The following is a 22272-nucleotide window of genomic DNA, read 5'->3' as shown; positions in this document are numbered from 1 at the left end:
CGCCGCGGTGGGATCTGTCCGGTCGGCCAATATCGATGTGCTCGATTGGGGTGGGGCGATGAACCGGGCCTCCAGTGCAGTGACCCGGCTCAGGCCGTACCGCCCATTGCCGCGGGGACGGCAAACCATCTGACCATCCGGTGCAAGACCTCGCCCTGGTAGTCGAACTCGGCGACAGCCGGCAGTCGCACCGCCGCCCAGCGGTAGACACGCGGTCCCTTCGCGCCGTCTCCGCATGAGATCTTCTCCCACGCCTCGGGCGGGGCCTGTGCGAACAGGCCCTCGATGCGGGGACACCCCACGGTGAACCGGGACTTGGGCACGGCCAGCACATAGCCGACGCCCGGCTGCTCCGGCAGCCGGCGAAAGCGGCTCTCCTGTCCGTAGGCGGAATCCGCGGTGACCCAGGTGATGGGCAGCGGCGAGCCGAGGACACGCGGCGCCATGCGCCGGGCCGGTCCGCCCTTGGTGGCGAACTCCCGATCGTCGGGGACCTTGGCCGCGCGGCAGCGTCCGCGGCCCGCGCACTCGCACCAGACGCGACCTCGCTGCGTAGGCGACCGAGTGAGCCGCTGAGGTGTCCGCACGGCAAGGAAGGCGGCCGGCGTCCGGTGCCGCCGGGGTCAGCCCGACTTCGGCGGCTTCTGCGTGTCGAAGGCGAAGAGAGTGTTCTTGGCCGCGGCCACGATCACTGCACGCCCCGCGACGGTCACGCGCGGGCTTGCGCCCTGCTCGCCCGTCAAACCATCGGCCTGCGGATCTGTTGTCCACAGGGGTTTGCCATCGTACGGCGACAGCGCGACCACCCGGCCGGTGGCCGAGCTGAAATACAGCGCGTCGGCTCCCTCCACTGGACCCGACGCGCCCTCCACGCCCATCTGCCGGGACCACTTCTTCCGGCCGGTCGCGGGGTCGAGCGCCGTGACGAGACCGGTCTGGCTGCTCACGTAGAGGGTGCCGTCCGCCATGCCGGGCGTCCCCGAGTATGTCTTGGCCAGCCGGGAGTACGTGACCTTCCGCGAGGCCGGGTAGACCCTTGCCACCCCGTCGTAGCCGGCCAGCGCCGTTCCCTCCATGTGCCCCTGAAAGAGTACGAGCCCGTCGTTGGCGACGCCCATCGGCACGGCGGGGCCGTCAACCGCGATGGGCCTGCCCAGTGTCCCCGAGGCGCGGTCGACCGTGTACAGGGTGGAGTGGCGCACCTCCAAGGCATCCACCTCCGCGTTCGTCGCGCACATCGCCAGGAACTGCGCGCCCATCGGTACGGGAGCGCACTGCGTACCCGCGGGGAACGCCGTCGTCCAGGTAACCCTGCCACTGTGCGCGTCCCGGGCCTCGAAGCGGGAGTTGGAAGCGTCGACCGTCACAACGGCGGAGCCGACCACAAGGGCGTCCTGAGTCCGACCCGTGACGGCCCTCGACTGGGCGCCGGACGGCACGGACCACAGCTCCCGGCCATTGTTCGCGTCGATGGCCACCACCTCGCTGGGAGGGTCCTGCGGGGCGTCCTGGGCGGCGAAGCGGTAACCGAGCACCGTGTCGTCGGTGGCGCCCACCAGGTGCATGCCCTGGACGGGGACACCCGGGCTCTTCGCCGTCCACACCCGCGAGCCGTCCAGGGCCCTGATACGGGTCGCGACAACACCACCGCCCCCGCAGAACAGCGCGTCGCCGCGCGCGACGCAACGCAGCTCGTCGGTGATGTCCTCGAGACCGCCCTGCACAGTCTTGCGCCACGGCCCGAAGCCGTCCGGAAGTGCGGCACCCGGCGCCGCAACGCTGTTGCCCTTGTCGCCGCCGCTGTTCCCCCCGAAGCCGCCCGCCTTCAGCGCGGCGGCTCCCCCGCCGATCGCTGCCACCGCGACCGCGGCCGCGAGCACGGGACGCCATCGGCGACGCAGACGGCCGCCGATGGTGGTGCCAGTGCTCCCTGTATCGGGACCGGCCGGGGCGGTGGCCGGGGCAGTCGGCACCGGGGTGGCCCGCGTCGCGAAGTGATGCTGGGTGATCATGTCGCGGGTGCGGCCCGCGCCAACCCCGTTCGCGTCGGTCCCGCCGAGGTCGGCCGGCAGGTCCCGCAGCAGCACGAGGAGTTCGTCCGCCGAGGGGCGCCCCTCGGGCTCCTTGTCCAGGCACGACTCGACGACCGCGCGCAAGGCCACCGGCACGGCAGCCAGCGACGGCTCCTCGTGCACCACCTGATACGCCGTCATGTATGGACTGTCCGCGTCGAAGGGCCCGTGGCCCGTCGACGCGTACACCAGCAGCGTCCCCAGCGAGAAGACATCGGACCGCGGCCCCACACCACGCGGCGCCTGCAACTGCTCCGGCGACATGAAGGGCGGCGTACCGATGACCCGCCCTGTCATCGTCAGCGTCTGCTGGTCCACGGCGCGCGAAATGCCGAAGTCGATGACGCGCGGGCCCTCGGGCGAGAGCACGACGTTCGAGGGCTTCAGGTCACGGTGGACGACCCCCACCCGGTGGATGTCGCGCAGCGCCTCCGCCAGCCCGATGGCGAGCCTCCTCAGCTCCGCCCCGTTCAGCGGACCGTTCGTGGCGATGCGCTGGGCGAGCGTGTGCCCCTCGATATAGGTCGTCGCCATCCACGGCTGCTCGGCCTCAGGGGCAGCGTCGACCACGGCGGCGGTGAACGCGCCGCTCACCCGCCTCGCCGCCGCCACCTCCTGCCGGAAACGGATGCGGAACTCGTCGTCCCCCGCGAACTGCTGGTGGATCAGTTTGATCGCGACAGGTCGCCCCGAACTCGTACGGGCCAGAAAGACCGTGCCCATGCCACCCGAACCGAGCCGCGCCTCAAGCGGATAACCGCCGATCTCGACTGGATCACCTCCGCGCAGCGACACTCTTCCCGACCTCCCGTCCCCCGTGCACCTCTGCCACCACGGGTCTGCATACCTGTCCTGCACACAAACTAGCCGCAGGGCAGTACGGCAGAGCAAAGCGGGTGACGAACAGGGAGCCCAGGGCTGCTCCCGTGCCGCACGCGACGAAGCCCCGCCAAGAGGGAGCTTCGGTTCCAGTGGTCGTCCAGAAAATGTTCCACCACGATCGGCATGACGGTATTCAGCTTCCGCGAGCCCATGCGCGGAACTTTGTGGACGTCGATGGAGCTATTGACATGTCGCCCGTGGAGCACTCCGTCATCTTCCGCTGTCGCGGCTGCCACGGCTTGGCGTATTCCGCCACCGTATTCTGACCCAACTCGCGGCGGGCCTCCGCCACGGACGGCGCCGTACGCTTCTTCTCCGGGTGAATCTGCGTAGGGCGCTCGATCGCGTCGTCCTGCGTGCCGAAGCCGGCCTCCTCGCGCTGCTTACCGAGCCCGTCGCTGAAACGGATCGTGCAGGGGTGCGGGGATGGGACGGCCGGGCGCACCGCAGCGGCCGCGGCCCGGTACGGCACACCACCGCGACAAGGAGCGACGCGGGTCAGCCGTCGGGGAGTTGTCCGGCTACTGGAGCTGCGTTGGAAGCGCCCGGCTGCACCAGACGGTTGAGCTGTCAGAACAGCGTCAACGGAAGGGGGAGGGCTCACCTTCGTCCTGGAGGTCGCACGCCCTGGTCCTCCGGGCTGTCCGGGGCATGTCCCGGACATGTCCCGGACAGCCCGGCTGAGGTGAAGGGAGCGTTCCGTCTCTACCTTCGGTTGCTATGGACACCACACGGAGAACCATCCTGCGCGGTATGGCAGCGGCCCCGGTCGCAGCGGCGGTGGGCGGTCTGGCCCTTCCCACGGAAGCCGCGGCGGCGGCCGGCAAGTACAGGTTGAAGGGCCGCAGCGCTCCCCGGTGGGCGCCGGGGCACAGCTACCGGAGCGTGATCAACCGGTTGAGTCCCTTACTCGGCGGCCCGGTTCCCGTCGCCGAGGTGCTGACGAGGACTCCGGCCCTGGAGGCGAAGCGGATCCCCCATTGGCCGACACGTGACGACGACGACGGGACGAAGCCCCGTCCGGACAGCGAGCCGGAGGAGCTGCTGCACGCCTTCAGGTGGGCCGACACGGATTTCTTCACCACGGAGTGGCGGCCGCAGGGCATCACGACCAACTACGACGCGAACGGCTCGGCGCCCCGCACACTGCTCGTGTCCTGGTACGGCCGACTCGGCGCCAGGAGGCAGGGCGCCAGGATCAGCATCGTCAAGTGGGATGCTGCCGGTGAACCGACGTACCAGCACGTACTGCTCGTGGAGCCGAACCGGGTCCGAACCGAAGAGAGCGAACACGACGACTTCATCGGGACAGACCTGCACGCGGGCGGAATCGCCTGGTATGGCAACAAGCTGTACGTCGCGGACAGCACCGAAACACGTCCCGGCTTACGGGTGTTCGACCTCAGCCGTATCTTCAAGGTCACCAGAGGCCCGGGGGTGGGCCGCCAGCCGGACGGCACGTACCAGGCGTACGGATACGACTACGTCCTTCCCCAGTGCTACGCCTACGACGCGAGCGGGAGCGCGACCAAGGGGCTCACGTTCTCCCAGGTCTCGATGGACCGTACCGGCCGCCGCCCCGCGCTGCTGGTGAGCGAGTTCACCGGCGCCCACTGCCGGCTCGCCCGCTGGGAGCTCAGAGGGGAACGAAGCGGCTACTTGCACAGTGTGAAGTCCTCCTGGGAGGGCACCGCGAACGGTGAAGACGGCGTGCAGGGTGCGGTCAGGGCGAACGGCAAGTACTACTTTTCCGCAAGTCGTACCAGCAAGAACCCGGGGGAGCTGCGCTCCTGGAGCGGGGGGACGCGCCGGGGAAAGCGAGAGTCGTTCCTCAACATCGGCTGTGAGGACCTGAGTTACAGCCGTATGAACGGCCGGGCGGCGCTGTGGAGCCTCGGGGAGTACGCCAACGACGAGAGCGACGACCGCCGGGCGCCGTTCAGCCGCTACGTGTACGCCGTCAGGCCGTAAGTCGGCTCGATCTCCCGAACACGACACGTCACCCAGGCCGACCACGGCGGAACCGGGCCCGGCACCACATCGCCGTCCAGGTAAGCCGAGGACGGCCCTGCGGGCACCGCCCGAGGGGACATCAGCACATCCATCGCCCGACGGGCGGCGCTGCGACTTCCGCGATCCACGGCACACCGAGGGAAAGCTCTGCTGCGTGGGGGCGAGGAGACCGATTCCTGCATCGCCGCCCGCTTCGATGTCGGCTACGGCTGGTTCGTCGACATCCCGGTCCAGGCGCTCGTGGTGGGCGATGAGTACTTGGCCCTGGACGGCCTGGCGCTCTTCCACGGCGACCGGATCGACACCATGGCCTTCTCGGCGGACGAGAGCGGCGAGGAGGCGGACGTCTTCCACGTGCGGGCCACCACCGGCCGAGGGACCGTCGCCTCCCGCCGAGGTCACCCTGGACGAGCTGATCACCGTGGCCGGTACCCGCCGGGCGTCGGACTGTCACTCGGCCCGGGCGGGCGGGCCGTTCACAGGAAACCATGCTCGCGCTCGTGCGATCAGGGCGGCGGGGTCGGGGCGCGCCTGCAGCGCGTTCAGGACCAGGAGCCACCACTGGTCGAGCCGGGACCCGAGTTCTCGCTCCCCCGCCACCTCGTCGGTGAGGCTGTACAGACCGAAGAGCGCGCACACGAGTGTCGTGGCGGTGCCCGACGGCTCGACCCCCGCGGCAAGTTCGCCCCTGGCCCGGGCCTCGGCCAGAAGTCTCGTGACGGCCGCGGTCCAGGCGGCAAACGGTGCGGGCACGGGCGCGTCGATGCCCCGGCGCTCGGCCCACAGGCGGGCGCCGGCGCGGGCTACGACGTCCTCGCGCAGGACTCTGGCGATTTCAAAGCTCAGAGCGACGAGCTTCTCGAGCGGCGGGACGCCCGGGGCCGTGTAGTGCTGGGTCAATTGCGGCCATGCGGCGAACTGTTCACCGACGACGGCCAGGGCGAGCTTTTCCTTGCTGGAGTAGTGAAAGTAGATGGCTCCACTGGTCTTCCCCGAGCGGCCACTTATGTCGTTGATGCTGGTGCCTGCGTATCCCTGTTCGACAAAAAGTTGTGCTGCCGCTTCCAGTAGGGATCTCCGGGTCGCTCTCGCCCTGTCTTGCACGTATGTTCCACCTTCGTTCATTCATGCAATGAGTTTGATGCAGGGGGGTAGTGCGCCCGCGCGTTGGCGGCACTCGCCGCTGGCCGCGGAGCTTTTATTATTCTTCGACCGTGCGTGCATGTGGGTGACATCGGTGAAATTTGCGACCCGATCCCGATGACTCCGCGAACGGGACCGCACCCGTGCGTCCGTTGCAGCAGCATTTGCATCAACTGATCTACGTCACAAGGCAGTTGATCGGTCTCGCGGCGCTCCGCAGCCGCGCACCGGCCACCCCGTCCCTCGCGTTTAACCTGCGACCGGCCTGCCGTCAAACACCCGAAGGAGTGATTGCGTCCCTCTTCGGACAAAATTAACGTAGTGACCACGATGTTTTCGGGCTCGACTCATGAGACGGACGATGTCCGGAGCGATGGGCCCCACGCAGAAGCATCGACCACCTTCGCGCGCGTCAGGAAAGACCGTTCGGCATCCCAGGCCGAACCGTCGAGTGCATCTCTCCCGCAGTCCGACATCTCACGAACCCGGCGACAGAACGGGGTCGGCACACTCTCCGAGAACGGCAGAGAAATGACAGCTCATCGCATCCTTGGCTGGTCCCCGGCCGCGATCGTCTTCGATTGCGACGGAACCCTGATGGACACCGAACGCCACTGGCAGGACGCACGCAACAGAGTCTTCAGAGAGTTCGGTCTCAAGCCCCCGGCCGGATTCGCCGAGCGAGCCAAGGGGGTGCACTACACCGAGTGCGGGAGCCTCATGGCCGAGGCGACCGGAAAACCTGATCTCACCGACGATATGACCCATTCACTTCTCCGACACTTCACGGCGTTGGTCGCCGCGGACCCCGTCACCATGCCGGGCGCGGCAGCGCTGGTCCGTCTGGCCGCTCGCCATCTGCCACTCGCGGTTGCCAGCAACTGCCCTCTGGACATGGTGGAGTCCAGCCTGGACCGGGCCGGACTGCTGGGCCACTTCGGCCATGTCGTCGTCGCGGGCGGCACACTGCGGCCCAAGCCCCATCCGGACGTCTATGCCGCCGCGGCAGATCTCTGCGGCGTGCAGCCGCAGGACGCGCTGGCGGTGGAGGACTCCGTCACCGGTATCGACTCGGCGCGTAGCGCCGGCCTGCGCGTGCTGGGGGCCGGCCCCCGCCCTGCCGGCCGGGGTGCGGACCGGGTCGACTTATGGGTCAGCACCCTGAGTGACCCGAAGCTGGTGGCCTGGGCCAACACCCGGATCGCCATGGCAGGGCCGCCCCGCGAATGAGGTGCCGGGCACCTCGTCGAGATCTGCGCGCACGCTCTCCACCCACCGGTATCAGTCCGCACGTGCGCGGATGCACCGGTGCGAACACCGGGCGACTGTTCGACCCGGCGCTCACACCGGGGCACCCGGTAGCCCTGCGCCGCCGACGCACCCGCGATCCCGACGTACGCGTGCGGCTGCTGAGGTTCCGTCACACCGATGACCTCACCCGCCGCCATGCATGCCGGACGGGGGCCGCCCTTGACGAATGGGAGTTGTCCCGAGGCGGCGTGCGGACCCTCCGTCCGGCCCCGCAGGCACGAGCGGGCCTCACGGCAGTGACTTCGGCTCGGGCGAGCGGATCGAAGCCGTCCGTTTCGCTCGACCTGAGGGTGCATGAGCCGTAGGCACCGTCACCGACGTCGAATGCGTCCGGCGTCGGCGCGGTTGCCGCCGTGGCAGCATGACCCGAAGACATACACGACGGCAGCACAGGCGAAGAGTGGTGGCGATGACCTCGGACAGCCGTACCTCGCAGCGAGCAGTGCTCGGAACCTGGCCGACCCCTCTCGAGCCCATGCCACGGCTGGCCCGGGCCATTGGTCTCGGCGCGGGTGACCTGTGGGTCAAACGTGACGACCTCACCGGCCTGGGCGGCGGTGGAAACAAGGTACGCAAACTCGAGTGGACCTGCGGCGCAGCACTCGCCGCCGGCGCCACGGCCCTCGTGACCACCGGTGCGCCACAGAGCAATCACGCGCGTCTGACCGCCGCTGCCGGCGCCCGGCTGGGGCTCGACGTCGTCCTCGTGCTGGCCGGCGCGCCCGGATCGTCGACATCCGGCAACCTCGCACTCGACGGTCTCTTCGGCGCCACGGTCGTGTGGGCGGGTGATGTCGACGACGAGACGCTCGGCTCCACTGCCGAGCAGGTGGCAGAGCAGCTGCGGCTGCGCGGCGCTGTCCCGGCGTTGATCCCCTTCGGTGGTTCCAGTGTGCTCGGCGCGCGCGGTTACGCCGAGTGCGGGCGTGAACTCCTCGTCCAGGCACCCGACCTGGCGACCGTCGTCGTCGCGGTGGGCTCCGGTGGAACCATGGCCGGCCTCCTCGATCCGCTCGGTTCCGCGCGCGTGCTCGGTATCCATTGCGGTGCCGTCACCGATCCCGCCCGGACCGTGTCCGAGCTGGCCTCCGGCCTGTCCGGCACACTCTGCAAGCCGGAGACGTTGAGGCTGCGGCTCGATCAGGTCGGCGACGGATACGGCACATTGACCGCAGCGGCCTCGGCCGCCCTCACCCTGACCGCCCGCACCGAAGGCATCGTGCTCGACCCGATCTACACCGGACGCGCGATGGCCGGCCTGATCGCGGCGGTCGAGGACGGCGACGTGGTACCCGGGCAGCGCACGGTCTTCCTGCATTCGGGCGGCATGCCAGGTCTCTTCGGCCACGCGGCAACGCTGGCGAAACTGGAGGAGGCTCTGACGCTCTCAGCTCCGTAGGCGGCAGGTCACCGTCACGTTGCCACGGGCCGCGACGGCATCGGGAACCGGCTGTCCGGCCCTCCGCGAGGCGGACCTTCTTGCGCACCGGTCAAGCTGCGCTTCAGCTCCTTCGCGACGATGCCGGAATCGGCCTTGTCCCTCGCGTCACCGCCGCCGACGTGGCTGCCGGTTCGTCGCCCTGGAAGATCTCGCGCAACGCGCACCGGGGTTGAGCCCGGTCAGAAGGCCATGAAGTCGCTCGTGTGCTCGCTGTGCTCCACCGGCTGGGCTCCGTTGCACACGAAGGACGGCGAGCACCCGGCGGGCCGGAGAGAAACGTACCCGGCCGGTACCGGCCGGGTACTCCCCGGGGGGTGGGCTCCCGCTCGGGTCCGGTCCGAGCCGAGCAGGCTCCCCCCACCCTCTCCGGCGCAGGCCTCGGCCCTACACTCACCCGGCTCGGCCGAGTGCTGCCGCCCGGCCACCGGCGGCCGGCTCGGGCCACCGGCTCCGCCCCGGTCTCACTATTCAGCCAAATTTGACATTAGCTCGCCTTATGAAAGATAAAGAAGGTCCTTTGGGTTGAAGTTCACGCAGCGTGACATTCGAGGCGTGGCAGCCGACGAACGTCTACGTGAATGAGTAACGCCGTGTCCCACGCCGCCGTAGCCCCCGACCAGCCGACCGATCCCGCCGGGGACTGGGAGGCCTGGCGCGCCGGGCGGCGGCGCTCCGTCACCTCGGCCGCCGGAAATCTCGCCCTCGTAGAGACCCGCTGGGCCCCGGCCGGTGAGCGCCCCGACCTCGATGCGGCCCGTGCCGGACAGCCGGATTCTGTGACCGTCACCACAGTCGAGCGCACCGACTTCGTCACCGGCGAGCCCGAGTACGGTCTCCGCTTCTGGGACGCGCAGTCCCCCGCGATCCAGAACTTCGATCGCACCGATGTCTTCCCGTACGACCCGGCCTGGGTGCTGGAGGCCTCTTACACCCCGGTGTCGGGTGCCAGGAGGGTCGGGTTCGAGCACATCCGGGACAACGGCGGCACCCGTGACCTCGTCGTGCCGGGCGACATCGAGCTCACTCTGGACGGCCGGGAGTACACACTGAGCGCCTTCGATGACGACGGCACCCTGCTGCTCGTCTTCGGCGACCCCACCAACGGCGACATCACCTACGGTGCCGGGCGCTTCCTCTTCGTCGACCACACCGGCGAGGGCCGTGTCCTGCTCGACTTCAACCGTGCCTTCGTGCCGCCCTGCGGCTTCTCCGACCAGTACAACTGTCCGATGCCGCCGCGGCAGAACCGTTTCCACCTGCCTGTAGAGGCCGGAGAGAAGCGGCCCGTCTTCCGCGACGGCTTCCCCGCGCAGCACTGATCAACCCCGCACTCCCCGCCTCGCAGCACGAAAGCGCGTACTCCTCATGAGCATCAAGAAGACTTCCCTGTACGGCGGAGCCACCGCGACCGCCCTCGCCCTGACCCTCACAGCCTGCGGCGGGGGCTCCAACGCGGGCGGCGCCGCCGGAGGGGCGCCCGACAAGAACGCCACAGTCAACATCGGTTCGCTCTACGAGCCGCAGAATCTCGACAACACCGCTGGCGGCGGCCAGGGCGTCACCGAGGCACTCAACGGCAACGTGTACGAGGGGCTGTTCAAGCTCACCGACGACGGCAGGGTCGAGAATCTGCTCGCCCAGGACTACAAGGTCAGCGGCGACGGACTCACGTACACCTTCACCCTGCGCGACGGTGTGAAGTTCCACAGCGGCAAGAAGCTCACCAGCCAGGACGTCAAGTACAGCCTGGAGAAGGTGATAGCCAAGGACTCGCAGTCCGCGCGCAAGAGCAATCTCGAGGTCATCAAGTCCGTCGAGACGCCTGATCCGCGCACGGTGGAGGTCCGGCTTTCGAAGAAGTCGATCTCCTTCGTCTACAACCTCTCCTACGTGTGGATCATCAACTCCGACGCGAAGGGCCTCAAGACGACCGAGGACGGCACCGGCCCGTACAAGCTGAACAAGTGGACCCGCGGCTCAGCTCTCAGCCTCGCCCGGTTCGCCGGCTACTGGGGCGACGCTGCCGCCAACAAGCAGGTCGTCTTCCACTACTACAAGGACGCCACGGCGCTGAACAACGCGCTGCTGACCAACGCAGTGGATGTCGTGACGAGCGAGCAGTCGCCCGACTCCCTCGACCAGTTCAAGAGCAACCAGAACTACAAGGTCAACGACGGCGACTCGACGACCAAGCTGCTGCTCGCCTTCAACGACAAGGCCAAGCCCTTCACGGACGTCAAGGTCCGCCAGGCCGTCTCCTCCGCCATCGACGACAAGAAGCTGCTGGAGTCGGTCTGGGGCGGCTACGGCAAGATCATCGGCTCCATGGTGCCGCCCACCGACCCGTGGTACGAGGACCTCACCAAGGTCAACGCGTACGACACCGCGCGCGCCAAGAAGCTGCTCGCCGAGGCCGGATACGAGAACGGCTTCAGCTTCACCCTCGACACCCCGAACTACGACCCGCACCCGACCGCCGCGACCTTCATCAAGTCCCAGCTCGCCAAGGTCGGCATCACCGTCAAGATCAACACGATCACGCCGGACGAGTGGTACACGAAGGTCTACAAGAACCACGACTTCACGGCCACGCTCCAGGAACACGTCAATGACCGCGACCTGGTCTGGTACGGCAACCCCGACTTCTACTGGGGCTACGACAACAAGCAGGTCACCCAGTGGGTCGATGAGGCCGAGCAGGCGTCCAGCACCGCTGAGCAGACCGAACTCCTGAAGAAGGTCAACCGCAAGACCGCCGAGGACGCCGCCGGCGACTGGCTGTACCTGTACCCGCAGATCGTCGTGGCCAGCAGCAAGCTGTCCGGCTACCCGGTCAACGGCCTCAACTCCCAGTTCTTCGCCTACGACATCAAGAAGGGCTGATGGGCCGGTATCTCCTGCGCCGTCTGGCCTTCCTGCTGGTGTCGCTGGCGCTCGCGAGCGTGGTCCTGTTCGCGCTGCTGCGGATGCTGCCGGGCGACCCCGCCAACGCGCTCACCTCAGTGGGCGCCAGCCCCGAGCAGATTGCGGCGGCGCGGCACTCCATCGGCTCCGACAAGCCGCTGCCCGAGCAGTTCGTCCACTGGATCGGGCAGTTGGCGAGCGGTGACCTCGGTACGTCGTTCGTCAGCTCACTGCCGGTCGGGCCCGAGATCGCCGCTCGGCTGAACGTCACCATCCCGCTCACACTGGCCGCGTTCGTCCTGGCGGTGCTCATCGCCGTTCCGGTCGGCTTCGTGGCCGCGCACCGGCGCCGGAGCTGGTACGGCGCGCTGCTCAACGGAGTGTCCCAACTGGGCATCGCCGTCCCCGTGTTCTGGCTCGGCATGATCCTCATAGCCGTCTTCGCCCTGAACGCCGGCTGGCTTCCCGCGGGCGGCTTCCCGCAGGACGGCTGGTCACAGCCGGTCGAGGCGATCCGCTCGCTCGCCCTGCCCGTCATCACCATCGCGCTCGTGATGAGCGCCTCGCTGATCCGCTACGTCAGGTCGGCCGCACTCGACGTACTGGGCAGCGACTACCTGCGCACCGCGCGAGCCCTGGGCTCGTCGTTCGGACAGGCCATGTGGCGCCACGGGCTGCGCAACGCCTCCGTACCGGTGATCTCGATCCTCGGTATCGAGCTGGCGTCCACGCTGCTGGGCGCGGTGGTCGTGGAGTCCGTCTATGCGCTGCCGGGCCTCGGCTCCCTGCTCGCGACCGGCATCGCGCAGCACGACTATCCGGTGATCCAGGGCGTGCTGTTCGTCTCCACGCTCACGGTGCTGATCATCGGCTTCGCGGCCGACTTCGCACAGCGGATCATCGATCCGCGGCTGCGCGGCAGGCTCTCGGGAGGTGCCCGATGAAGCAGTCGACGAAGCGCTCGTACACGTTGACCGTCGGATGTGTGCTGGCCGGCCTGATCGCCGTGCTTGCGCTGGTATCGCTCTTCTGGCTCCCGTACGCCGCGGACGACACATCCGGCGGACGCCTCACGGGCCCCGGTGCGGGCCACCTCCTCGGCACCGACAAGCTCGGCCGCGATCTGTTCACCCAACTGATGACCGGCTCCCGTATCGCCTTCGAAGCGGGCCTGGGATCGGTCCTCATCGCGGCCGCCCTCGGTGGCGCGCTGGGCGTGCTGGCCGCGTTCGCGCAGGGCTGGCTCGACGACACGCTCTCCGCGTTCCTCGACATCCTGATCGCCTTCCCGACGCTGCTGCTGGCCATGCTCATCGTCGCCGCCCGCTCGGCCACGCTGGGGTCCGCCGTGCTGGCGATCGGCCTCGCGCAGAGCGCGGTAGTGGCACGGCTGGTGCGGATCCTGGTCAAGCGCGTCCTGGCACAGGACTACATCACGGCCGCGCGCACATCGGGCACGTCGTGGCCGCGGATCGTGGCCGGGCACGTACTGCCCAACATCTGGCCGACGCTCGTGGTGAACCTGGCCCTCCAGTTCGGGCTCGCGGTGCTGGCCGAGGCCGGCCTGTCCTACCTGGGCCTGGGCGCGCCGCCACCCAACGCCTCGTGGGGCCGCATGCTCCAGGAGGCACAGGCCACCTTCACCACGGCCCCGGCGGGCGCGCTGGCCCCCGGCATCCTTCTCGTCCTGCTCGTCATCGGCGTGAACCTCATCGCCGACGGACTGCGCGACACCCTCGACCCTGCGGCCCGGCGGAGACGCGCATGAACATTCTCGACGTACGCGACCTCACGATCCGTACGGCCGACGGGCGCATCCTCGTCGACCGCCTCTCGCTGACCATCGCCCCCGGCGAACGACTCGGCCTCATCGGAGAGTCGGGCTCCGGGAAATCGCTGACCACTCTCGCCGTGCTCGGCCTGCTGCCAGACAGCATGACGGCCACCGGCAGCGCCGAGCTCGCCGGCACCCAGATCGTGGGCGCGAGCGAGAAACAGCTCATGGGTGTGCGCGGCCGGGACGCCGCCATCGTCTTCCAGGAGCCACTCACCGCGCTCGACCCGCTGATGCGCGTCGGCAGGCAGATCGCCGAACCGCTGAGCAGAAGACGAGGGCTGAAGGGCGCCGAACTGAAACGGGCTGTCGTAGCAGCGCTGGAGCAGGTACGGCTGCCCGAGCCCGACCGCATCGCCCGCGCCTTCCCGCACGAGATCTCCGGCGGACAGCGGCAGCGCGTCGCACTCGCCATGGCACTGGCCTGCGACCCGAAGCTGCTCATCGCGGACGAGCCGACCACCGCCCTCGACGTCACCGTGCAGTCCGACATGCTCGACCTGCTCGACACCCTCGTACGGGAGCGGGACATGGCCGTCCTCTTCGTCAGCCACGACCTCGCGGTCGTCTCGAAGGTCACCGACCGCGTCCTGGTCATGAAGGACGGCCGCGCCGTCGAGGAGGGCGACGTCCGCGAGATCGTGCGCACCCCGCGTGAGGAGTACACCAAGGCGCTGGTGGACAGCGCGCGGCAGCTGGAATCGGCTCTGGACCTGAGGAGCGCGCGATGACGCCCGTACTGGAGCTGAACGGAGCCTCCTTCAGTTACCGAGGACACGCCGCGCCCGTCGTCGAGGACATCTCCCTCACCGTCGAGACCGGGCAGAGCCTCGCTCTCGTCGGCGAATCGGGCGCGGGCAAGACGACTCTGCTGCGGCTGCTGCTCGGCCTCGCCCGGGCAACCACCGGCGCCGTCCGGTTCGACGGCGAGGAGCTGAAACCGCGCAACAGCGAACAGATACGGCGTTTCAGGCGCAGTGTGCAGTGCGTCTTCCAGGACCCGTACTCGTCGCTGGACCCGCGTCAGCGCGTCGGCAGCATCGTGTCCGAACCACTGCGCTCCCTCGGCATCGACAGCCGGAGCACGGCCGGGCCCAAGGTGGCCGACGCCCTGGCACGGGTCGGACTCCCGGCCGACGCCGCCGAGCGCTATCCGCACGAGTTCTCCGGCGGCCAGCGCCAGCGCATCGCGATTGCCCGCGCGACCGTGTGCGACCCGCGAGTGCTGCTCGCCGACGAGCCCGTCAGCGCGCTCGACGTCACCACTCGCGTCAAGGTCGTCGACCTGCTCAACGAGTTGAAGCAGAAGCAGGGCCTGACTCTCGTCATGGTCTCCCACGACCTGTCGGTGGTCGCCTCGCTGTGCGAACGCACCGCCGTCCTGGAGAGCGGCCACATCGTTGAACAGGGCGAGACCGCACAGGTGCTGGGTGCTCCCGCGCACCCGTACACGCGTCGCCTCGTCGAAAGCGTGCCGCGACTGCCCGCCTGACCGGTGAGTGCGTGCCTCCGACGACTCGATCACTTCGGTGTCCGGGTCCGTATCGAGCACGCGGCGGCGGTCGGCGGTCGGCGAGTTCCTTGCCGGCGTGCGGTGTGTTCCTGGACAACTTCACCGCACCGGAGGCCTTCGCCATGTTCAAGGCCCATCGGTGTCGACGAAGCCCGTGATCAATACACCCGGGTCACGCCGCGACTGCTACCCGGTCCCAGAACCAGTACAGACTGACGATCACGATGGGCGCGGTCATCGCGGGCAGGGCCCAGCGGTGTGCGGGAGTCCGGCGAAGGAGTACCAGCAGCGGGAACACTGCGGCGATGATGCCCAACTGCACCGCCTCGATGCCGACGTTGAAGCTCAGCAGCGACAGCAGCAGCTCCCAGGACCAGCTCTCGTCGATGCCGAGCGCGCCCGCGAAGCCCAGACCGTGGACGAGGCCGAACAGGAAGACGGCCGGCAGCCGCCAGCGTCCGGTCCCCTCCCGGTCCCGCAGGAGAATGCCTGCGAGCGCCACGACGGCGATGGAGGCCGCGATGACCGGCTCCACGACCGATCCCGGCGCGTTCACCACGCCCGTGGCCGCCAGCAGGAACGTGACGCTGTGCGCGGCCGTGAAGGCGGTCGCCGTGAGGACGACGTCGCGCAGGCCGCGGGCGCCGATGAGCAGCGACAGCAGGAAGAAGATGTGGTCCAGGCCGAACAGCAGGTGCTCGGTGCCGAGCAGGAAGAACTCCACGATCTGGTGCGACTCGTGGTGTCCGCCGGTCTCCAGGGTCGGTTCGGTGGCCGTCAGGACCTGGGAGCCCCGCTGCCCGTCGATGTCGTAGTGGACGATCGTCTCCGTGCTGTGGACGAAGCTCTCGGCGTCGGGGAACAGGGCGCTGGAGATGGTGTAAGTGCCGTCGGCGCCGCCCGCGCAGTCGTAGGCCAGGGCGAGGACGGCGAACGGCCGGGTGCCGCGGGTGCGGACGTCCGCGTCGCCGACGCGGCGGGGGGTGCAGGAGGTGCCGTCGCGCGTGACGGCGAAGCGTCCGGTGACGTACTCGGTCACCGCTTCGGCATGGGTGTCGAGCTGATGCAGCTGCTCCGCGCGGTCCTTCGCCTCGTACGCATCGGCGTACAGCCAGGCCGACTTCATGAGCAGGTCGTATTCGAGGTCGAGGGTCGCCTCGACGCGGGCTCCGGTGCCCTCCACCTCGACGTACGCGGTCGAGGTCGCGTCGTGCGCGGCGGCGGGGGCCGGGTGGGCGAGGGCGGCGGCGAGCGCGGCCACCAGGGCCGCGACGGTGGTGAGAAGCGCGGCGGGCAGCCGGCGCTGCCGGAGCCGGGACAGCCAGGAGGAGTGCCGGGGCGCCGGCAGGGGCAAGGGGGCGGGGCGCATGGAGGTCTCGGTTCTCGTTGTCGAGGGCCGGGCAGTGGTGGGCCCGCCGTCCCGGACCGCTCGGGTCCGGGACGGCGGGCGTGGGTGCCGGACAGGTGCTACCGGCGGGTCAACCGGTCACCGCCGGTCGGCGGACGACGTGAACCACGGGTAGGCGGGCACGTCCGGTCCCCAGGTGCCGGGCCGGCCGTGGGCGTCCTTGGTCACGAAGGCGCTCGGCGCGGAGGCGGTCACGCCGCCGCCGGTGGAGCGCGCCGTGACGAACCACGCGTGGGTCGTGCCGGGCTTGAGTCCCTTCCAGGTCACCGAGGCGACCTCACCGGAGCCGGCCTTGGTCTTCCCGATGACGCTCACGGGGTTGTAGAGCGCCAGTGAGTCGGTCTTGAAGGTCGTCTTGCGGGTGCTGAGGTCGATCGGGAGGACCATGTTGTCCTCGGTGCCGTCGTAACGGTGGTCGGTGTCGTACTCGGTGGCGCCGAACTCGTCGAGCAGCGGGGAGTAGGTGTCCACGGTCAGCTCGGACCGGTCGACGTCGAACTGGAGCATGCGGAAGAAGCTCGCGCCGAACTGCAGCTGGTCGTCGGGCTGGTAGCCGCCGATCTCGGTGAGCCCGAGCCGGTCCGCGGACACCGTGTAGAACTGGTAGTCCGCGAGCAGCTCGACGACGTCGTGACCGACCTCGCCGACCCTCGGCTTCACGTTGGTGCCGACGCCGTGCTCATGACCGGCGAGGATCAGGAACACGTTGGGGTTGTCCTGGACCACCGTCTTGTACAGCATCGAGCCGTCCGGCGCGGAGAACTTGGCGCCGCGTCCGTCGGGGTTGCTGCTCGGGGCGAGGTAGTCGTGCGAGAGCAGGATGCCGTTGCGGTCGGGGTAGCGTTTGAAGACGGAGTCGGCCCATTCGGCTTCCTCGCGCGTCACCCCGTAGGACAGGCCGACCACGACGAAGTCGAGGCCTCCGGCGGAGAACAGATCGTAGTGGTTCTGGTTGTCGCCCTCGCGCCAGGGGCCTCCGTACTCGGCGTGCTCCCAGCCCTTCGAGAGCGCCTGGTAACGCTCGGGCCCGTAGTACTGGTTGTAGATCGCGTCCGGACCGTTCTCGGTGCCGGACTGGTTGTCGTGGTTGCCCGCGATCACACCGTTCGGCACACCCGCGTCGTCCAGGATCTTCTGCTGCTTCGAGGACACCTCCAGCTCGCCGGTGACCTGGCGCCGGGTGGCTTCGTCGGCGGGCTTGCGGATGTTGTTCTCGATGATGTCGCCGGTGTGGGCGACGTACGCGATCTTGCGCTTGTCCTTGTTGTCCGCGATCCAGCGCGAGACGTCGCCGTACGCCTTCTCCCAGACCGCGCGCTCCTCGGGCGTCTCCTGTTCCACCGCGCCCTCGGAGAGGTACTGCGTGTCGGTGTAGTGGACGATCGAGAAGTCGTACGAGTCGGGGTCGGCGAACCCGTTCGGGTCACCGGCGTCGATGTCGTCGGCGAACGGGTCCTCGCCGGTCACCATGACGTGGACCCGCTGCCGGTCGACGTACTTGCGGTCGACCACGGCGGTCAGGACGGTGTCGCCGTCGGCGGCGCCGCGGGCGCTGGTCAGGACATCCCACTGCTTCGTCCCGGTGTTCCACACGCGCAGCGCGGCGAGCCGCTCGGGGTCGATGACGCCCTCCCAGCGCAGCACCGGCGCGTCGACATGGCCCTTCACCCGGACGTCGAACCGCTGGTACGTGACGTCCTCGGCGGCCGGCGCGTCGAGCGTCCTGCCGTCGGCGGGTGCGAGGCCGTCGGCCTTCACCTTCTTCTCGCCCTTGACCTTGAGCGTCGTGGGAACGGACTCGGCCGTGCCTTCGTACACCTGGTCGGGGGTGAGGATCTCGGCCTCGGAGAAGGTGGCGCTCACCGTGCCGCCGTCGGGCTCGGCCACCTTCGCCGACAGTTCGACCCTGCTGCCCGCGTCGGTCGTGCCGGACTTCGGCGTGAGGTCGGCGGGGGTGTCCGGGATGCCGGCGGAGGTGAACTTCACCTCGCGTGTGCCGCTGTTGCCGACGCTGTCGGTGCCGGACACCGACAGCGTGTGCTCGCCGGCGGACAGACCGGGGCCCACGAAGGCACCGAGCTGGATCGGTTTGCCGTCGAGCTTCACGTCCGGGCCGTTCACCACGCCGGAGAGGTCCTCGAGCCGGACGTCGAGGACGACCGACGCGGTGATCCTCCGGCCGGCGGCGGGGGTACTGGTGGAGACCCGGGGCGCCGAGTTGTCGGTCACCAGGACCCGGTTCGCGGTCCTGCCGGTCTTCGAGGTCGCGGCCAGGGTGTGCTTGCCGTCGTCGATCTTCGTGGTGTCGAGGTCTGCGCGGAGGCCCTGGGCCGGGCCCTCGACGAAGAACTCGAGGTCGATCTCGGTCAGCGGATTGACGTTGTCGCCGCAGTTGCCGTCGCCGAAGCCGTACGAGCCCTTGACCATGCGGCCGGTGGCGGTGCCGTTCGCCGGTGTGACGGTGATGCCGGAGAGGGCGAAGTCGTCGCGGTTGTCGCCGCACGACGACGGATACGTGCCGGTGACGAAGTCGATCGTGTTCCAGCCGGGGACGAGCCACTCGTTCGGGAAGGTCAGATCGACCTGCCGGCTGACGAAGTCGCTGTCGAGCACGAGCTTCTGACCGTTCACCAGGATGTGGTTCTGGTAGCGGGCCTCGATCGAGTTGCTGCCCACGGTGAAGCCGAGGGTCGCGTTGCCGGATCCGAGAGTGTCGGAGACTCGCACGGCCGGGGCGTCGATGGCGTAGTGCAGTTCCACTTCGCGCAGGCGGGTGTCGCTGTTGCCGCAGGTGCCGTCGCCCAGGGCGTACGAGTCCGCGATGTCCTGGCCCGTGACGGTCGCGCCGTCGAGGGTGAGGGCGAGCCGCGCGATGTCGAAGTCGTCGCGGTTGTTGCCGCAGCTCTCCTTGTACGGGCTGGTGACGACCGTGATGGTGTTGTCGCCGGGCACCAGGTGGCGCGCCGGGATCGCTATGTCGACGCGCTGACTCACCCAGGTGCCGCCCAGGTCGATGCGCTTGCCGTTGACGAGCAGGTAGTTGTCGTTCCGGTCGTCGATCGAGTTCGACCCGACGTCGAAGGAGAAGGTCGCCGCGCCGTTGCCGAGGTGCGGATCGGTGGCGGGCGCGTCACCGTCCACGGTCAGCGACTCGACGTCGCCCTCGGCGCCCGCCGGGAAGTTCGCGAACACCGGCTGCGGGCCCTTCACCAGCGTGCCGTCCTTGGGCAGCAGCCGGGGGGCGCCCGCCGGGGCGTTGTTCACCGTCACGGTGTTCTTGACGGTCTTGCCCGAGGCGGTCCTCGCGGTGAGGGCGTGCTCGCCGTTGGCGAACTTCGTGGTGTCCAGATCGGCTCGGAGGCCGGTGGTGCCCTGCGGGTCGCCCAGTACGAAGAAGCTGAGCGTGGCCTTCGTCAGCAGCGAGGTGTTGGAGCCGCAGCTGCCGTCGCCGAAGGAGTACGTGTACTCGTTCTCCTCGCCGTCCGCGACCTCGCCGAGCAGGTCCAGGCTGATGTCGGACAGCACGAAGTCGTCGTAATTGGTGCCGCACGAGCTGTCGACCGTACCGGCCAGGATCTCGATCTTGTTCTCGCCCTTGACCAGGTGCTGGTTCGGGATCTCGATCGTGCCCCGCTCATTGACGAGGTCGCCGATGTCGGCCCGGTACTCGCCGTTGACCAGCACGTGGTTGTGGTAGCGGGCCTCCGTCGAATTCGACCCGACGTCGAAGCTGAGCCGGGACACCCCGACCGTCCGCTCGGCGTCGATCGCCTTCCCGTCGACCGTGAGCCCCGTCACGGAGTCACCGGCCAGCGTCGGCGTGGCCGCGGCCTTCTCCGTGCCCTCCAGATACGCCCCGTCGCCCGGGGTCAGGACCGGCAGACTCGTGACGCCCGCCGACCCGCTCCGCCCTGGTGTGCGCTGCTCCGAACCGGTATCGGCGTACGCCGTCGTCAGGTTGCCGCTCACGAGGAGCAGCGCGGTGAGAACCACCCCCGCGAGCCGTCGTCCGCCCGATCTGCCACCCGGCCGTGTTCGCCGCTCTGCTGGCCGCATCAGCAGCCGTCCTTCCTGATCGCCGCAAGGTGAAGGGCACGCCGTGAAGATGTACGACATGCCCATGGCGAATCCTGGGCGGCGCAGGTGAACGGAGTTGAATCACCTGTGAACCATCAGCGGAAGGATCCCCGTCCGCGGCCACGGCCGGAACAGCTGCACGAGCATCGGTCCCAGGGCATACCCCAGCGGCGAGCCCAGAGGACGGCTTCGGCCGGGACGGCTTCGGCCGGGACGGCTTCGGCCGGGACGGCTTCGGCCCGCTGAATCTCCGGCCGCGTCCCGGGCGGCTCACCGCGTGCGCAATCGATGTGCGGGAGTCCGCAGATGTCCCGCGCGGGAGGCCTGCCGTCATCCTTCAGGGTCTTTCCCGATCCCTTGTACGCGCCATGCGGCCGCTGTTGATCCTGGACGCGGAAGGATCAGCGCCATGAGCATTCCCACCCCGAACGTCATGCTCAACAAGAACGTCGTAATGCCGCAGCTGGGTTGCGGATCGCACGCTCGGCTCCGGCGGAGCGAGCTGCGCGCCTTCTCCCAGTGCCACGCCGCCACCGAGGCATGGAGCCCGCTCGCTCAGGGAGCCCTGCTCAGGGACCGGGGGCGTTCTCGAGAACCTCGACGTCTTCGGCTTCGAACTCACCGCCGCCGGCACCGAGGCGGATGTATTCGCCCGTCGCGCGCTCGCCTGCTCCCGGCATCCGAACACGGTTGCACCGACCGGCAGCGACGGGCCGCGTCCGCACCGACCTCGTGACTCAGGAGAAACCCGTGCTCATCGATCTCACCGGCAAGACCGCACTTGTCACCGGATCCACGCAAGGTATCGGCTTTGCCATTGCCGCAGGGCTGGCCAGCGCCGGGGCTCGTGTTGCCGTCAACGGACGCCGCCGGCAGTCCGTGGACGATGCCATCGGCGAACTGCGGCAGGAGACGGACCGTGACGCCTTCATCGCCGCTCCCGGCGACATCACCACCGACGACGGCGCCAGGCAGGTCACCGATGCGGCCCCGGACGTCGCCATCCTTGTCAACAATCTGGGCATCTTCGGGGCGGCCCCTGCCCTGGAGATCAGCGACGAGGCGTGGCGCCAGTACTTCGACGTGAATGTCCTGTCCGCCGTCAGGATGATCCGCACCTACCTCCCGGCCATGAAGGACCGCTCCTGGGGGCGAATCCTGAACATCGCCAGCGATTCGGCGGTGGTCACCCCGGTGGAGATGGTCCACTACGGCGTGTCGAAAACTGCTCTGCTCGCCGTCACGCGGGGCTTCGCCAAGGACGCCGCCGGGACCGGAGTCACCGTCAACTCGATTGTCGCCGGGCCGACTCGCACCGGAGGCGTCGAGGAATTCGTGTACGAACTCGTCGACCCCGGTCTTCCCTGGGACGAAGCGCAGCGGGAGTTCATGGTCAAGCACCGGCCTCAGTCGCTCCTGCAGAGGCTGATCGAGCCTGAGGAGATTGCAAACATGGCCGTATATCTCAGCTCGGCCCTCGCATCCGCCACGACCGGCGGGGCCCTGCGCGCGGACGGTGGATACGTCGACTCCATCCTCCCCTGACAGGTCACGAACGCCAGGAGACCCTGATCAGTAAGCCGAAGGACCGGCGTGGGCAGCGGTGCTGCTGCCTGTGCCGGTCCTGGCTTGTGGGGTGGGGGCTGAGTCTGTGGCTCAGTATGCGGAGTTGAC

16 protein-coding genes are annotated in these 22272 nt (G+C 68.9%); 10 read left to right on the top strand and 6 right to left on the bottom strand.

The genetic code is table 11. The features are described from left to right. Positions 1-89: 89 nt before the first annotated feature. On the bottom strand, positions 90-587 hold the full coding sequence (locus tag ACFVYE_RS19050) for a transposase (RefSeq protein WP_389606497.1): 498 nt from the start codon (positions 585-587) through the stop codon (positions 90-92). Positions 588-623: 36 nt separating this feature from the next. Beyond that, a complete protein-coding gene (locus ACFVYE_RS19045; protein WP_383962153.1) occupies positions 624-2867 on the bottom strand; it encodes a PQQ-binding-like beta-propeller repeat protein in 2244 nt (747 codons plus the stop codon). An 807-nt stretch (positions 2868-3674) separates the two neighbouring features. Here ACFVYE_RS19045 and ACFVYE_RS19040 point away from each other — a divergent pair. Further along, positions 3675-4925, top strand: a complete 1251-nt coding sequence (locus ACFVYE_RS19040; RefSeq protein ID WP_389606495.1) for a hypothetical protein — start codon at positions 3675-3677, stop codon at positions 4923-4925. A gap of 245 nt (positions 4926-5170) precedes the next feature. Here the strand turns inward: ACFVYE_RS19040 and ACFVYE_RS19035 are convergent, their stop codons facing one another. Next, a complete protein-coding gene (locus ACFVYE_RS19035; RefSeq protein ID WP_383962159.1) occupies positions 5171-5335 on the bottom strand; it encodes a hypothetical protein in 165 nt (54 codons plus the stop codon). 82 nt (positions 5336-5417) lie between these two features. Then, positions 5418-6092, bottom strand: a complete 675-nt coding sequence (locus ACFVYE_RS19030; protein ID WP_383962162.1) for a ScbR family autoregulator-binding transcription factor — start codon at positions 6090-6092, stop codon at positions 5418-5420. Between the two features lie 549 nt (positions 6093-6641). Between ACFVYE_RS19030 and ACFVYE_RS19025 the strand changes: the two genes are divergently transcribed. The 8 genes from ACFVYE_RS19025 to ACFVYE_RS18990 all read left to right on the top strand — a co-directional run bounded on the left by ACFVYE_RS19025 (position 6642) and on the right by ACFVYE_RS18990 (position 15092). Continuing rightward, a complete protein-coding gene (locus tag ACFVYE_RS19025; RefSeq protein WP_389606492.1) occupies positions 6642-7340 on the top strand; it encodes an HAD family hydrolase in 699 nt (232 codons plus the stop codon). Between the two features lie 490 nt (positions 7341-7830). Beyond that, positions 7831-8820, top strand: coding sequence for a pyridoxal-phosphate dependent enzyme (locus tag ACFVYE_RS19020; protein WP_383962168.1), 990 nt, complete (start codon positions 7831-7833; stop codon positions 8818-8820). 620 nt (positions 8821-9440) lie between these two features. Beyond that, the gene (locus ACFVYE_RS19015; protein WP_389606490.1) at positions 9441-10181 is read left to right on the top strand and encodes a DUF1684 domain-containing protein; all 741 of its coding nucleotides are present in this window, start codon (positions 9441-9443) and stop codon (positions 10179-10181) included. A 46-nt stretch (positions 10182-10227) separates the two neighbouring features. Beyond that, on the top strand, positions 10228-11745 hold the full coding sequence (locus tag ACFVYE_RS19010; protein WP_389606488.1) for an ABC transporter substrate-binding protein: 1518 nt from the start codon (positions 10228-10230) through the stop codon (positions 11743-11745). Next, on the top strand, positions 11745-12710 hold the full coding sequence (locus tag ACFVYE_RS19005; protein ID WP_389606486.1) for an ABC transporter permease: 966 nt from the start codon (positions 11745-11747) through the stop codon (positions 12708-12710). Before ACFVYE_RS19010 ends, ACFVYE_RS19005 begins: the two co-directional genes overlap by 1 nt. Continuing rightward, entirely contained in the window at positions 12707-13534 is an 828-nt protein-coding gene (locus ACFVYE_RS19000) for an ABC transporter permease (RefSeq protein ID WP_383962179.1), read from the top strand. The genes ACFVYE_RS19005 and ACFVYE_RS19000 overlap by 4 nt, the downstream gene beginning before the upstream one ends. Continuing rightward, complete coding sequence (locus tag ACFVYE_RS18995) at positions 13531-14331, top strand: ATP-binding cassette domain-containing protein (RefSeq protein WP_383962181.1); 801 nt, start codon at positions 13531-13533, stop codon at positions 14329-14331. The genes ACFVYE_RS19000 and ACFVYE_RS18995 overlap by 4 nt, the downstream gene beginning before the upstream one ends. Then, complete coding sequence (locus ACFVYE_RS18990) at positions 14328-15092, top strand: ABC transporter ATP-binding protein (RefSeq protein ID WP_389606483.1); 765 nt, start codon at positions 14328-14330, stop codon at positions 15090-15092. Before ACFVYE_RS18995 ends, ACFVYE_RS18990 begins: the two co-directional genes overlap by 4 nt. Before the next feature lie 193 nt (positions 15093-15285). On the opposite strand, the gene ACFVYE_RS18985 is transcribed toward ACFVYE_RS18990, so the two are convergent. Together ACFVYE_RS18985 and ACFVYE_RS18980 are read right to left on the bottom strand one after the other, a co-directional pair. Continuing rightward, positions 15286-16482, bottom strand: a complete 1197-nt coding sequence (locus ACFVYE_RS18985; RefSeq protein WP_389606481.1) for a HupE/UreJ family protein — start codon at positions 16480-16482, stop codon at positions 15286-15288. A gap of 117 nt (positions 16483-16599) precedes the next feature. Continuing rightward, positions 16600-20490, bottom strand: coding sequence for a metallophosphoesterase (locus ACFVYE_RS18980; RefSeq protein WP_389606479.1), 3891 nt, complete (start codon positions 20488-20490; stop codon positions 16600-16602). 858 nt (positions 20491-21348) lie between these two features. On the opposite strand from ACFVYE_RS18980, the gene ACFVYE_RS18975 reads away from it, so the two are divergent. Continuing rightward, positions 21349-22143 carry an SDR family NAD(P)-dependent oxidoreductase gene (locus ACFVYE_RS18975; protein WP_389606477.1) on the top strand — a complete coding sequence of 265 codons (795 nt, stop codon included), beginning with the start codon at positions 21349-21351 and terminating at the stop codon, positions 22141-22143. Positions 22144-22272 lie beyond the last annotated feature (129 nt).

The organism is Streptomyces sp. NPDC058239, assembly GCF_042882185.1.
GTDB lineage: Bacteria > Actinomycetota > Actinomycetes > Streptomycetales > Streptomycetaceae > Streptomyces.
Note: the sequence above shows the minus strand (reverse complement) of the source record. Positions and strands in the feature narration are given on the sequence as shown.